The following is a 13,693-nucleotide window of genomic DNA, read 5'->3' as shown; positions in this document are numbered from 1 at the left end:
GGTTGATGCGCGCTGCCGTCGTGGCGGCGAGCTATGGCGAACCATGGCGAGGGATCGGCGGCCGGTAGCGTGCCGCATTTGCGCTCATATGCAGGCGGCACCCCGGCGAGGCCGCTGCGAAACGAATAAGTTGAGGTAATTTAGCGGGTCATTGCCGACAGGGTGGATTCGGCAAAGACTTTGGTGAGTGTTTCGTCTATGACGGGAAGCAGAGCAGAAACGCACTGCTCGGGGGCGTAGTAACCCCTGGTTAGCGGTTGGCGTCGGCCGTGACGGCGCCGATCTCCTTGACCTTATGGTCGGGGAGCCTGTGGCGTATGCAACAGGTTCACCCGAACTAAAGGCCATAGGGCCGTCTAACCACGGTTACTAACTCCCCGATCACCAAGAGTCATAGAGGATGTTGGCGGGGGCGCACCGCAGACGAAACCTCCTCGGATTTGGGGAGTCATTATGCGAGTTGCAGTCGAACTCGATCCCGACGTGGCCGACGAAGCGCCGAACGTAAACGCCGTCACGCCCTATGACGAGCAGCACTACGTCACTTATCTACGACTGTTGGACGCCAACCGGGACGGTGCGCACTGGCAGGAGGTCGCTCGCATCGTATTGCATCGAGATCCCATCGCCGAGAAAGCGCGCAGCCGCCGTTGTTGGAAAAGCCATCTCGCCCGCGCGCAATGGCTTTCGGGTTCAGGCTATCGGCGCATTCTGGAACAGGCGGTCGCGATGGCTGTGCGCGGCGGCAGATAGCCTCGTGCCTATTTGCCTGATGACTTGATCGGATAGTGCAGCAAAAGCCGATAGCCACCCCGCATCATCTTGATCCCATGCGCGACTAGGCGGCGGGCCTTGTTCTTGCGCGGATCGACCTCGAAATCCTCTTTGGTGCCGCTGAACCCAAGCAGGACTTCGGCGACAACCCGATAACTTTCGCCGCGCAGGCGCGCATCCAAAGCGCGCAATGACAAGATGTGCCATTGCCGGAGCTGGGCGGGCAGAGTGCGGAAGTCACGCCCCGGTCTATGACCCTTGAGCGCGCGCACAAGTCGGCGGGCGGCGTGAGAGCGCAGATCGTAATATGCATCTACAGGCAGGAACGTTCCATAGAAGGCCGCAGCGTCGGGAACCGCCTGCGGCAACCAGAATTGATGCGCAACGCCATCGACCTGCCAGATACCGTGCCAACCATCCGCGGCCTCTCGCAGATCGAGGCCATCGAGATGTGCCAGTGTTATGATCGGCTCCGTTGTGCTGTCGTGATGCTGCACGGGAGAGAGCCATATGGCTTGCGGCTGAAGGCTCGGGTTCCAGAACAGAGTCTGCCGATCCGAAGCGGTCTCAGGATCGGTCGGAAAATCGCAGCCCCCAGCGTTGTACGAAGGCTTCCAGCCGCTCAGGGTCCGGCACGCGCGACGCCGTGATGGCCTGAAACTCGTGACGATACTCATCGTCGCGGCGAAGATATTCCCAGGCGAAACCGGCGGCGGGGATGCTCTTGGCAAATCTGTATGCCGCCGGAGAACGCCAGTCGATGCTCAGCATGGCGCTACCTCTCTATACCGGACACGCAAAGCAATGCCCGGTTAGAGATCTTCAAGCATCGGTAGGAATAACTGTAGCCGCGCTAGTGCGATAACTGGATCGTCTAACTCGATCAATCTCTTGGTTATTTTCTTCTTAACAGTGCTTGTGTGGTTTTGCGAGCCGGGCGCGAGCCCGGCGAGCGCGGCCATGTTTTCGGGCATGGCCGCGCCGCCGATCCGGACCGCCGGATCGGCGCACTTTTTCCGTCCCTGTGACCGCTGGAAGAAGCAGGGCCGCCGGGGTGGCGGCCCTGTCGCACTCGGAGTCAGGCCCCCTTCAAGCGCTGCATTCCTTCCGCCAGCGTCCAGAGCGCGCGATTGAGGCCGACATTCTGGTCGATACCGTTGATGGCGCGGGTCTGGGTGCGGCGAATGCGACCGTCTGAGGTCTGGCGGCGTCCGCGCAAGCCACCGCGAATGAGATTTTCCTGAATGACGTTGAACGTGCTCCAAACGCTTTGCCCCGCATCCTCATGGCGGCGCGGCATGATGATCTGATCCGTCTGCACAGGGCTTTCCTCCTCGCCGTAGCGAGCGACAAGGCTCGCCTCGGCCAAGACGCGCTGCTCGTCCCGCGAAAGCCGCGTTTCCTTCATCGTCTCGCTGGCGTCGATGAGGCGCGGAAAGTCCTCGGCGACGGTATAGACACCTTCGATAATTTGATTCTGAATGCCGCCCTTGTGGGGGACGCGGATTTCCTCGAACCGTTCGCCCGCGATCATGCTGTTGGTGCAGACGAAACGCAGCATCCCCGCGAACATCTGATAGGCGCTGGTCCCGTCATGGCTGTTGACGATGATGACTTCCGCCGCCTCTGGCTTGCCGATACCGCCATCCCGGCGCAGGCGCAGCATGTGCTTGGCGTGGCCGTGGCGCGAACCGTCGCGCGGAACGGACTGCACGGCGAAGAACGGGAACCATCCTTCGCGGCGCAGGCCCTCCACGATGTCGATGGTGGGGACATAGACGTAACGCTCGGAACGGCTGTCATGGGCTTCGCTCGCGAAGATCGACGGGACGTGCCGATAGAGGGCTTCGTTATCCAGCGGCTCGCGCCCGCTGATCTGATGGCTGTTGCGGCCGAACCGGGTGGCAAGCTGATGATACATGGTCTTCTCCTATAGGCTTGGGTTGGAGCGCAGCGCTGCGCTGCAACCCTGCCCGTCGGCGAGACCGGGGGGTGCAAGGTGCAAGGGCGACCGGAACGGAGGGGGATCACCCGGCCTGCACGGAACAGAGGAACGACGTGGAGGAAGGCCGGGGAAACCGTCCCGGTCGAGCGTCAGCGATCCCTTGCGCCGCGCCGGGGGGAGACCCCCAAGCAACCTGCCCGGCGAGAGCGGAGCGGACGCCGGGGGCGAGATGCGATCGGGATGCGCGCGAGCGCAAAGCCTGAAGGCCCTGCATCCCGATTCCCTGTTCTGAAGGCGGCGGGCATGAGCATAGAGAAGCCCCGCTTTGGGCGAGGCTTCTGGAGGGGTCGGCCTTAGTCGCCGTTACGGCGGGACCAGATGAGGTTGTGACCGCTGCCATCCTCGGCTTCGACCAGGCTGGCGTAGATCGGGGCCGGGAAGCTCGGATCGTCCAGCTTGACGGAGAGGTATTCGCGCTGGGTCTCGCGGGCGGTCTTCTTCCAGGCCGCGCCGAACTCGGTCGCACCGGCGAAGATGCGGAAGTCCGGGCCGCGCTCGCTTTCGCCTTCCGAGGGGACGAACTTGGCCTTGACGTTGAGGGTCAGGGTCTTGACCGCGCCAGTGAAGCCCGCGCCGTTTTCGTTCTTGGTGAAGGTGCCGATGGTCGCCATTGTCGTATTCCGTGCGCCAAGAGTGATGGCTGGAACCGTCACGCGCGCTTTTTGTCCCTGCAGGGTGGGAGACCCTGCCGCCAACACGCCGCAAGCGCGGGGGCTGAAGCAGACGGGTGAGGTAAGCCGAGTGCCTTTGGCAAGCCATAAATAAGCAGAACCCGTCAAAGTCGGAGGGTCAGGGACTTCCGCCCGTGGCCCGTCCGGCGAGCATGCCTGCTATGGGAAGAGTAATCGAACCGATGTCTGAAGCCTCGTTGCAACATGGAACCTGCCAAACCGGAAGTGGGCAGGTCGGTCGAAAGACCGGAGAAGCGCCGATCCCCGCTGGATTACCGGGGGTCAGGGGCGTGCGCAGTCGCGCGCGTCAGCCAGCGGCCCAGCTTGCGGTGGCCGATGGTCGGAGTTCTCACGGGGTAAAGTCGGTCCCTACGGCAGGCGAAGGGACATCAGGTGAACTTGGGAACCTTGCCGTGTTCTCTCTCGCAGGATTGCGCGAGATGATCGAGGCGACCGATGATCGGCGCGGCAGGGGGCGGAGTCTCCATAGTAGTCCGAGGGCGGGAAAGCCGTCCACATGGCGAAGGGAGACAGTGAGTGAAGCAAGCCGGCAGGAGGTGGGCCGATGAAGCCCGATGCGGTGAATACCGTGTTCGTCCTCGACATGCAGCGCAGACTTCACAGGTGGAGTGTCGCGGACGCCGACAAAGTGTTCGCGGACCTGTTCAACATCGTATGCGACCGCAGGACGCTCTCGGAAAGCTGGCGACGATTGTCCCGTAACAAGGGCAGCCGAACACCGGGAACCGATGGCGTCACGCGGAAAACGGTCGAAGAGCGGCCGGGCGGCGCTACGCAGTTCATCGAGGATATTCGAAACGAGCTGCGCGGCGGCACATATCGGCCAGAGCCTGTCAGGCAAAGGCTGATCCCCAAACCGGGTAAACCCGGCAAGGTACGTCCACTCGGCATTCCGACGCTCAAAGACCGACTGGTACAAATGGCTTTGAAGCTTGCGCTGGAACCGATCTTCGAGGCGGACTTCTATCCGACCTCATACGGCTTCCGGCCCGGCAGGAGCACCCATGATGCGCTGGCGAACCTCCAGCGTCATTTGCACCCCACACCGAGCGGCACCTCCGAGTATCGCTGGGTGATAGAAGGGGACATCAAGGGCTGCTTCGACGCCGTCGATCATCATGTGCTGATGGAACGGGTACGCTACCGTATCGCGGATCGCAAGGTCCTTGGGCTGGTGCTCGCCTTCCTGAAAGCCGGTGTCATGATCGAGGGCTCCGTCCGCCACCCTGTCACGGGTACCCCGCAAGGTGGCATCATCTCGCCGTTGCTGGCCAACATCTATCTGGCCGCCATTGACGAGAGGTATGGACGGTGGTCGATGCGTCCTCGCGAGCGACCGCAGAATGCAGCCGATCGGCGGCTTTACGACCGCCGGAGAAACAGGCCGACATTCTTCGCCGTTCGATATGCCGACGACTTCGTCGTGCTGACGGACGGAACACGCGAGGAAGCGGAGACCGAAAAGCTAGCGCTGTCGCAGTTTCTACAGCAGGAATTGCGCATGGAACTGTCGATGGAAAAGACCAGGATCACTCGGGTTGGGGAAGGCTTCGACTTCCTCGGCTATCGGGTGGTGCAAACCAAGGCTCGCCGCACCGGTCGTATGGTCGGCAATCTCTTCATTCCGAAGATCAAGCTGAAGGATTTGCGCCACAAGATCAAGGTCAGGGTGAAGGAGACACCGACAGGTCAATCCCTCGCCAATCTCATCGAGAGCCTCAACCCGGTCATCACCGGCTGGCGAAATTACTACCGCTACGCCACATGGGCCACGCGGGACTTCTCTGGTCTGGATTGGTGGCTATGGGAGCGCATTGGGCGATGGCTGCGCAAGAAGCATCGAAAGGCGACATGGCGTGAACTGTGTCGCCGCTTCCGCGCGACAGCGCCCGAAAGCCGCTGGCGATGGGTCGACGGACCGAAATCGCTGCGGTTCTTCCGGGAAGGAGGATCGATCCGCTTCCCGTTCCGGGGCATACGAATACCAAACGGATGGAACGATCCTGACGAGAAGTTCCGAAAAGGAGCTGATCGCTTTTGGGCATCGTTCGACACCCTCATGTCCGTGTGAGGACCACCCGTGGCAATAGCCATGCATGGAGAGCCGGTGGCTTGGAAACTTGCACGTCCGGTTCGGCGAGAGGGGCGCAGAAACCACCTGCCGCGAGGCAGGCAGGCGCTGTGCTCCTACTCTACTTTTCCTGTCGGGCCGCTCCATTGCGACCTCGATGGGGGTCGTGAGACCGGGGACGATCGGCCCTGCACCCGAAGGGCTGGAACGAAGTGGAAGGGGGCCGGCGACGGCTTTTTTGCTTCGCGACGCAAAGCCGAAGGCGGCGGAAAAAAGCTGGCGACGGACGTTGCGGGCGACGAGCGAGGCGAAGCCGGTCTTCGGTCAGACCCATGCCAATCGAGATCGCGGATGGAGCGTCAGTTTCAGGAAATCGGGGGAATACGGCAATGGCGGCCGTCCCTGCACCTCGACGCTCGAGAACGGCAACGGCGTGGGTTTCGCTGGTCGATGCTCTGCCGCCTGACCTTCATCGTCATGGCCCGGCAATCGCCCCCGGTTTGGCATGATCGACGCTCGGCCCTGTTTTTCGCTCCCTCGTGGCATTGATCGCGTTCAGCGCTGCCGAGCGACTGCGTGTGAGATGCTGCATGGTTTCCTTGGCTCGCCGCGCCTATCCGGGTTCTTGGCGCTTCTCTGCTGCTTGCCTGTTATTGAGCGGGCGGCGCTGCCCCATCTCGCTAGTCCCGCCGTAACGGCGACTAAGGCAGCTTTCGGGAGCTTTGCCTACACGGGGCGCTCGCGAAATGACCGCCACCGTCTCCTGCGTTAGCGATTGAAGCCGAATGGCGGAAACGCGCCGCAGCCGTGGTTCCGGCGCAGCCGAAAGCGCGGCCCGCAGGGCAACGCGAAGATGCGTTTGCCGGCATATGAAGCCTTGAAATTCAAGATGCAGAACATCATCTTACGAATCGGGTTGGACACCTGTGACCTGTCGCCGGGTCAAACGTCCTGAACGGATAACGTTTCAACACATCTCAACACTTGCATCCCAACCAATGGGCTGCTGCGTAATCGGCGAACAGCATGGCCCGATATGGAGATGCATCGTGTTTACTCTCACGATTCCTGTTTCGACGGATGGCCTTAGTGCAATCAAGGCCGACCTCACGCGCAAACTGCCTAACGTAAAATCCTCGCATCGCTGCGAGGCTATCGCGCGAGGGCTGGGTTTCCGCACCTATGCGATGGCTCTAGCGGCCGTGCAGGCGGGCGCGACAAGCATGACCCAGGTTCGCGGCGACCTCTTTGTCGCATATCTCGCGGAACACGCCTTCACTGTTTCACCGGCAGCTTTCTACCACGCTGCTGCAAAGCTCGCCCTTCGCGATGTCTGGGAACGCACGCCGAAGCTGACGATGTGGGGCATTGGCTCCGGCGGTCCACGGCGGAAGGACGATGGGCGCTGGGAAGATTTCCGGCACATGAACGCCAGGTTTAAGGAAGCGCGCTCGGAACTGCTCGGTGACGGCGCCGTGAAGCCGTTCCTTGCTTCGCTGGCCTTCCTCGGTCGGGTTACGCCGACAAAGACCATTCGGAAGGGAACGGGAAGCTACTGGCTGAAGCACATCGCGGAAAACTTCGCATGCAGCTACCCAGAGGGCGAGAAGCTCGGCCCGATCTATGTGGCGAACGGCGTGTTGATTGCGGCTGCGCTACATGCTGGCTTCAAGATGAAGATCTATGTCGATAATCTTGGCTACGATGAGTTGAACGTCAGCTTCAACATGTCGAAGCCTTGCCTTGAGGAACTCGATTGTGAAGTGCGCCCAGACGGTGCGCGGGCGCAGGATCGACGGCACCGCGAGGCCATGAAGCGGAACCGGCACTATCCCTTTGGGTCAGCGACATTCTGATAGCGGCCAATGTGGTCGCGCGGCGAACGAACGCTCGCGCGACCACGCCTTCTCTCCGCGACTGGCGGAGGAATCAGGCACGGGCTGACGTGATCAATCGCAGCAGCGCCGAAGTTCCGACAAATGCCCCACCGATGATGCAGAAGATTTGCCGCCAGATTTCGGACGGCACGGCTTCCTTGGTGACGCCATGGAGGAGCGCATAGCCCGCGACGGCGGCGGGCGCGGCGAAGATCAGCGCTACGATCAGGCGCAGGATCGGTGAGTGTAGTGTGACGAACAACAGCGCGAGCAAGCCGAAAGCGGCCACGGCGGCGACAAAGCCGACAAGACCCGCGCCGATGAATCCCGCGCCGGTATGATAGGCGAACTGCGCGGCAGTAACGCCGAGCATGAAAGGCAAGGCGTAGGTGGCGAGCGTATAGGCCAGGACGCAAAGCCCGGCGATCAGCACAACGCTCATGAGCATGACGGCGACCATGGTTCTCCTCCTGCATGGTGGTTGCGATCGTGGCAACGGTCGAGGTGATCGGGCCGCGCGACGGCGCGGCCCGCGATTTTTTCGGACGGAAAGAAAGCCGGGGCCGCTTGCGCGCCCCCGGCCTGCCTTCCTCATTCCGCTGCGATAGCGAAAGGGGCATCGTGTGCTTCCTGCCTGGCGGTGGGCTCGACGGGTGCGAGGGTGAACGTCTCGGCCTGCTGGTCGAGCCATGCGGGGTGCGCGGTGCGCAGCACGGGCGGAAGCCAGCCGGTCCCGGCCAGAAGCCGCTCGGCGCCTTCGGCCATCTCCACCTTTTTCTTGTCCGCGATCCGGTCCGCTGCCTCGTCGCCAAGGGCTTCGCGCACGGCTGCAACGATGTGGGCCTTGGTGATGCGCCCGAAATAGCTCCGCACGGTCGGCGTCCAGTGCGCCGTCATGTCGAGCGTCACCGCCGTCGCCAGCTTGTCCGCCGTTTCATGGGCGCGGCGCTTGCTGGTTTCCCACGGCAGCTTCACCGCATTTATGGTCAGTGAGGCGCAATGCGCGAGCAAGGCCATGAGGCTCGCATGGTCGAGACCGGCGATGAAGCCCCAGAGGTCCGCCACATCGCGCGGCATATCCGCCGCCCATCCGGTGTGGCGGTCGTCCAGCATCTTCGCCGCCGCCGTGTCCTCGATGCCGTCCGCGTGGGCGGCGAGGTAATTGCTCGTGGGGCTGATTTCGAGGCAATGGGCCGTGCTGCCGCCGCGATAGAAGGTCTGCGCCGCCAGCGTGTGGATGACGGCGATCAACGCCATATCCGGCTGCTCGCCAAGGGCGAGGCGCAGGCCAAGGGTGCGATGCGCGGTCAGGTCGCGAATGAGGGAATCGGGCAGCGGCTTGCCAGCATCCCCGGCCTCTTCCTCCGGCTCCGGTTCGGTTTCGGAAAGGTCGCCACCTTCGCCGTCGAGGATTTCGCCGTCGCCGTTGACGCGCACGCCGTCGATGATCGTTTCGCCATCTTCTGCGGTTTCCGCTTCCGGCTCCGGTGCCTCGTCCTCGGCCCGGATGAAGCCGCGCTCGATCCGGGTATCGCCGCTATGGCCAACGACGACGAAGGCACCGCCGCGCGCGATCTCTTCCGCGTCGTAGGCGTGGCGCTTGGCGTCGATCCGCTCGATCTCGGCTTCAAGCTTCGCGAGCCGCGTATCCACCTCGGGCGGGAGGTCGATGTCGGCGTCCTCCCATTCCGCATTCAGGCGCTCAAGCTCGTCGTGCGCGGCGTCGTAGGCGGCGGCATCTTCCTCCGAAAGCTCCACCGAATGCGGATAGACGCGGCGCATCCCATGCGCGTGGGGGAAGTCCAGATAGGCGGCGGTCCACTTCCAGCCCTCGGCCTCCCGCACCTCGGCGGCGATCCCTTCCAGCTTCTCGACGGCAAGCTGGTCCAGAAGCGCCGGGTCTTCAAAGAAACCGCCGCGATCCTCGGTGAACAGGTCGCGGATGATGTTGCCGCCCGCTTCGGTATAGGCTTGCCCGCCGACAAAGACCGCGCAGCGATCCGTCGCCGCGACGTTCACCATGGTCAGGTCGCGCCGGATGATGGACGGATCGCGGTTATAGGACAGGTTCTCATAGACGTGTTCCTGCCGCGCGTGATTGTCGGTGATGGCGAAGGCCATCAACTGGTCCAAGGTCAATTCGCCGTCGCGATAGACCTGCAACAGCGTCGGGCTGACCGCCCCGAGCCGCATCCGCTGCTTCACCACATGGGCGGTCACGCCGAACCGGGCGGCGATTTCCTCCGCGCCCCATCCCCGATCCTCCGAAAGCTCGCGGAACCGCTCGAACTGGTCGGCAGGGTGGAGGTCTTCGCGGGTCACGTTCTCGTCGAGGCTGATTTCCGCCGCGTCGTTCGCCGTGTCGATGACGCAGCGGATGGGTTCGGTCTTCTTGATCTGCTTGCGCTTCACGCGCAGCATCTGCGCCTGCCTCCGGCCTTCCCCAATGCTGACGAGATAGAAGCCGGTCGCCGCACCGTCCGCGTCCGCTTCCGGCTCCACCACCAGATTTTGCAGGATGCCCTTGGCGGCGATGCTCGCCGCCTTCGCCTCGATAGACGCCTCGCTGTGCGGGGTCTTGCGGGCGTTCTTCGGGTGCTTCTTGAGCTTGTTGAGCGGGATGAAGACGGTCGCGCCGTGTTCGTCGGTCGGGGCTTTGGTTTCGGTCGTGGTCATGGTCTTTCTCCTATGGGCTTGGGTTGAAGCGCAGCGCTGCGCTGCAACCCTGCCCGTCGGCGAGACCGGGGGGTGTAAGGTGCAAGGGCGACCGGGACGGAGGGGGATCACCCGGCCTGCACAAGCGGATCGAAGCCATGGGCGAGAGCGAGAAACACGCATCCGCGCGGAAGGCTGGGGAGACCGTCCCGGTCGAGCGTCAGCGATCCCTTGCGCCGCACCAGGGGGCAGAGCCCCCAAGCCATCGGCCCGGCCGGAGCGGAGCGGCGGCCGGGCGCAAGGACCGGATCAGGACGTGAAGGTCGATTGGCCCCGAGCACCTCCATCCTGATCTCCGCGTTGTTCTGACATGGGGCGACCATGCGAAGGCGCCCGCGCGCAGGGGGCGTTGCGGGGGGCTCCCCGCAGAAGGGGTCGACCGAGACGATGACTCGGTCGCAGGGGAAGGCTTTCCCTATATCAGACTGCTTCTTGCTCATATATTCATGAGCGGTATTTAGAAATTTGCTCATGCTTGAGTGAGCGATGTTAATTGTTTTGCTCACATATATATGTTAAAGAATGCTCGAAATGGACACATATATATGAGCGAAAAACAGACCAGACTCGCCAGAAAGAACCTCGATAAACGGCTTTCTCCCCTGAGAGCCGACCGCATTGTGACGCCCTCGCGTGGCTGGACGAAAGCCATTCGGGAGGCCCTGGGCATGACCACGCGCCAGCTCGCCGAGCGCATGGGCGTGGCCCCCTCTCGCGTGACGACGATCGAAAAGGCGGAAGCCACGGGCGCGATCACCCTCAAGACCTTACGCGAGACGGCCGAAGCGCTCGACTGTCAGTTTGTCTATGCCTTTGTCCCGACCAAGGCCCTCGACGACATTCTCTACGATCAGGCCGAGCGCAAGGTGAGGAACGAACTCGCGCATCTCAATCACACGATGCGCCTCGAAAATCAGGCGGTGAACGCGGAAGACCTTGAAGGGCAAAAGCGTCGCATCGTGGCGGACTACCTCGCGCACTTTTCGCGGAAGCTGTGGGACAAGGAATGAGCGATCCGCTTTTTGAGGGTGACGACGACGGGAACACACCGCTCGAAGCCGAGGAGCGCGAACAGCTCATTCCTTCCTACATCACGACGCGCGACGAGTTGAACGAGGCGGAACTTGCCAACATCGCCGACGCCGTTCGTTGGGTCGGGCGGCGAAAGCGCAAGGTGCTCGACCAAGATTTCCTGAACGCGCTGCACAAGCAGATGTATGGCGACGTTTGGAAGTGGGCGGGCAGGTATCGCACGACGGCGCGCAACATCGGCATCGACGCCTATTGCATCCCGGTCGAATATTATCAGGCGATCGACGATGCAAAATATTGGGCCGAGCACTCGACGTTTCCGCCGGATGAAATCGCGATCCGTTTCAGCCACCGCGTTGTTGCGATCCATCCCTATCCCAACGGGAATGGCCGCTTCTCGCGCATGATCGGCGACCTGCTTGCGGTCGAACTCGGCCAGCCGCGGTTCACCTGGGGTCAGATCAATCTCGTCGATCCGTCGGCAACGCGAAAAGAGTATATCGCGGCACTCAAAGCCGCCGACGCGGGCGACTACGCTCCCTTGCTCGCCTTTGCCCGCTCGTAGCGCTAGCGCCGATGCACTTAGCGCGATAGCACCGATATGGCTGCTTAAAGCGCTACGTGCTGTCCATAGGGCGAGTGACGTTCCACCGATTTGGGGCTAACTGTGAAATAGAAAAAATTTAAGATGGACGGCGCCGGGGGGCTGTTTTGAAGATTTACGCCGTAGCAATTGAGAATTTCAGAGGCATCAGTTCAACCAAGCTGGTTCTGCCCGATCACGCCGTCCTCATCGGCGACAACAATACCGGCAAGTCCTCCGTTCTCGAAGCCATAGATCTTGCGCTTGGGCCGGATCGACTGAGCCGCCGGCCTCCTGTCGACGAGCACGATTTCTATGAGGGCAAGTATCTGCCCGTGGCTCCGGCTCCGGCCGAGGATGGCGCAGCCCCAGCAGAGCCGCAGCCCACCCCGCAAATCACCGTAGAGGTCACGATCATCGGGCTGTCGGAGGAGCAGGAAGCCCGGTTTGGCGGCAATATCGAGTGGCTCAACGTCGAAACCGGAGACTTCTTCACGGAAGCAAATCCCGCTGGCGTGGATGCGGCGAACATTAAGGCGGCGCTGCGCGTCACGTTCATCGGCGCATATGACAGCGAAGAGGACGATTTCCTTGGCAATACCTATTACGCGCGCAGCCTGACGGAGGAAGAGACTCCCGTACCCTTCTCCAAGAAGGACAAGCAGCACTGTGGTTTCCTCTTCCTGCGCTCGCTGCGCACGGGCTCGCGTGCGCTCAGCCTGGAGCATGGCAGCCTGCTCGACATCATCTTGCGGCTGAAGGAAATCCGGCCGCAAATGTGGGAAGGCACGATCGGTACGCTCGCCGGATTCGATGTCGCGAGCGATCCCGCGATCGGCATTTCGGGCGTACTCGAGAGTATCGACAAGTCGCTGAAGAAATATGTGCCGCGGGAATGGGGCGTGAAGCCGCATCTCAAGGTCTCGAACCTCACGCGCGAGCATCTGCGCAAGGTCGTGACCGCCTTCATCGCCACCGGCGATGGCGCACATGCCGCACCCTTCTTCCGGCAGGGCACCGGCACGATCAACATGCTGGTGCTGGCGATGCTGTCGCAGATCGCCGAGGACAAGCAGAACGTCATCTTCGCGATGGAGGAAGTCGAGACCGCGATTCCGCCCTATGCCCAGAAGCGGATCGTTCACGAACTGCGCAAGCTGGCGGCCCAATCGATCGTCACCTCGCACTCGCCCTATGTCCTTGAGGAGTTCAAGCTCGACGAGACCGTGATCCTGTCGCGGGCGAATGATGGCATCCTCAAGCAGGCGCAGATCGCGCTGCCCGACAGCGTAAAGCACAAGCGCTATCGCCAGGAGTTTCGGACGCGGTTTTGCGAGGGCCTGCTGTCGCGGCGCGTCTTCATCGCCGAGGGCGCGACCGAGGCGAGTTCATTTCCGGTCGCTGCCCGCCGGCTCTCTGAACTGAACCCCGGCGTCTATGCCTCGCTCGAAGCGCTTGGCATCTGCATCATCGATGCGGGCACCGAGTCGCAGATCGCCGATCTCGCTGGGCTCTATAAGGGTCTCGGCAAGCGGACGTTTGCACTATGCGACAAGCAGACCGACCCCGCGAAGGCCGCAATCGAAGCCCAAGTCGAGCGCCTATTCATGCACGAGGAAAAGGGCATCGAGGATCTAATCCTCAAGAACACGACACAGGCCGCGCTTGAACGCTTTTCCGATGCGCTCGATTGGCCGCCGCATCTGTTGCAGAAGTTCCCCGATCCGAAGACCAACCTCATCGCCGCGCTGAAGGAGTATTTCGGGTGGGCGAAGGGCAACTGGGGGATTGCGGATTTCCTTGGCCAATGTTCCGAGGCTGAAATCCCATCGTGGATTCGCGACGCCTGCGTGACCCTAAAGGCGCTCTGCGATCCGCCGCCCGCGCCGCTGGCGCCTCCGCAGGGGAATGGCCAGGACGCCGCCGTCGAGCCCGTTGAATAGA

General features: G+C 62.3%; 14 protein-coding genes. 7 read left to right on the top strand and 7 right to left on the bottom strand.

From position 1 onward, the window contains the following. The first annotated feature begins 453 nt into the window (after positions 1–453). On the top strand, positions 454–753 hold the full coding sequence (locus CFB10_RS12605; RefSeq protein WP_020011519.1) for a DNA -binding domain-containing protein: 300 nt from the start codon (positions 454–456) through the stop codon (positions 751–753). An 8-nt stretch (positions 754–761) separates the two neighbouring features. Here CFB10_RS12605 and CFB10_RS12600 read toward each other — a convergent pair whose 3' ends face one another. The 4 genes from CFB10_RS12600 to CFB10_RS12590 all read right to left on the bottom strand — a co-directional run bounded on the left by CFB10_RS12600 (position 762) and on the right by CFB10_RS12590 (position 3,390). Beyond that, positions 762–1,271, bottom strand: a complete 510-nt coding sequence (locus tag CFB10_RS12600; protein WP_020011520.1) for a DUF2285 domain-containing protein — start codon at positions 1,269–1,271, stop codon at positions 762–764. A 70-nt stretch (positions 1,272–1,341) separates the two neighbouring features. Further along, the gene (locus CFB10_RS24200) at positions 1,342–1,545 is read right to left on the bottom strand and encodes a transcriptional regulator domain-containing protein (protein ID WP_020011521.1); all 204 of its coding nucleotides are present in this window, start codon (positions 1,543–1,545) and stop codon (positions 1,342–1,344) included. A gap of 307 nt (positions 1,546–1,852) precedes the next feature. Further along, positions 1,853–2,695: a DUF932 domain-containing protein gene (locus CFB10_RS12595; protein WP_020011523.1), complete on the bottom strand. Its 843-nt coding sequence runs from the start codon at positions 2,693–2,695 to the stop codon at positions 1,853–1,855. 377 nt (positions 2,696–3,072) lie between these two features. After that, positions 3,073–3,390: a DUF736 domain-containing protein gene (locus tag CFB10_RS12590; RefSeq protein ID WP_020011524.1), complete on the bottom strand. Its 318-nt coding sequence runs from the start codon at positions 3,388–3,390 to the stop codon at positions 3,073–3,075. Between the two features lie 625 nt (positions 3,391–4,015). Here CFB10_RS12590 and ltrA point away from each other — a divergent pair. The 3 genes from ltrA to CFB10_RS12580 all read left to right on the top strand — a co-directional run bounded on the left by ltrA (position 4,016) and on the right by CFB10_RS12580 (position 7,398). Further along, positions 4,016–5,542, top strand: a complete 1,527-nt coding sequence (gene ltrA / locus CFB10_RS12585) for a group II intron reverse transcriptase/maturase (protein WP_020011525.1) — start codon at positions 4,016–4,018, stop codon at positions 5,540–5,542. A 238-nt stretch (positions 5,543–5,780) separates the two neighbouring features. Further along, on the top strand, positions 5,781–6,008 hold the full coding sequence (locus tag CFB10_RS23745; RefSeq protein WP_141097725.1) for a hypothetical protein: 228 nt from the start codon (positions 5,781–5,783) through the stop codon (positions 6,006–6,008). A 583-nt stretch (positions 6,009–6,591) separates the two neighbouring features. After that, the gene (locus CFB10_RS12580) at positions 6,592–7,398 is read left to right on the top strand and encodes a hypothetical protein (RefSeq protein ID WP_026363903.1); all 807 of its coding nucleotides are present in this window, start codon (positions 6,592–6,594) and stop codon (positions 7,396–7,398) included. A gap of 73 nt (positions 7,399–7,471) precedes the next feature. Here the strand turns inward: CFB10_RS12580 and CFB10_RS12575 are convergent, their stop codons facing one another. The 3 genes from CFB10_RS12575 to CFB10_RS23740 all read right to left on the bottom strand — a co-directional run bounded on the left by CFB10_RS12575 (position 7,472) and on the right by CFB10_RS23740 (position 10,421). Further along, positions 7,472–7,879: a hypothetical protein gene (locus CFB10_RS12575; protein ID WP_020011528.1), complete on the bottom strand. Its 408-nt coding sequence runs from the start codon at positions 7,877–7,879 to the stop codon at positions 7,472–7,474. 131 nt (positions 7,880–8,010) lie between these two features. Continuing rightward, entirely contained in the window at positions 8,011–10,095 is a 2,085-nt protein-coding gene (locus CFB10_RS12570) for a ParB/RepB/Spo0J family partition protein (protein ID WP_020011529.1), read from the bottom strand. A 107-nt stretch (positions 10,096–10,202) separates the two neighbouring features. Further along, positions 10,203–10,421, bottom strand: coding sequence for a hypothetical protein (locus tag CFB10_RS23740; RefSeq protein ID WP_141097724.1), 219 nt, complete (start codon positions 10,419–10,421; stop codon positions 10,203–10,205). Between the two features lie 258 nt (positions 10,422–10,679). On the opposite strand from CFB10_RS23740, the gene CFB10_RS12560 reads away from it, so the two are divergent. From CFB10_RS12560 to CFB10_RS12550, 3 genes are all read left to right on the top strand, one after another. Then, complete coding sequence (locus CFB10_RS12560; protein WP_020011531.1) at positions 10,680–11,144, top strand: mobile mystery protein A; 465 nt, start codon at positions 10,680–10,682, stop codon at positions 11,142–11,144. Further along, entirely contained in the window at positions 11,141–11,731 is a 591-nt protein-coding gene (locus CFB10_RS12555) for a mobile mystery protein B (RefSeq protein ID WP_020011532.1), read from the top strand. The genes CFB10_RS12560 and CFB10_RS12555 overlap by 4 nt, the downstream gene beginning before the upstream one ends. 146 nt (positions 11,732–11,877) lie before the next feature. After that, the gene (locus CFB10_RS12550) at positions 11,878–13,692 is read left to right on the top strand and encodes an ATP-dependent endonuclease (protein WP_020011533.1); all 1,815 of its coding nucleotides are present in this window, start codon (positions 11,878–11,880) and stop codon (positions 13,690–13,692) included. The last annotated feature ends 1 nt before the right edge of the window (position 13,693 follow it).

The sequence above is a fragment of the Agrobacterium sp. 719_389 genome, from assembly GCF_900188475.1.
Classification (GTDB): Bacteria; Pseudomonadota; Alphaproteobacteria; order Rhizobiales; family Rhizobiaceae; genus Agrobacterium; species Agrobacterium radiobacter.
Note: the sequence above shows the minus strand (reverse complement) of the source record. Positions and strands in the feature narration are given on the sequence as shown.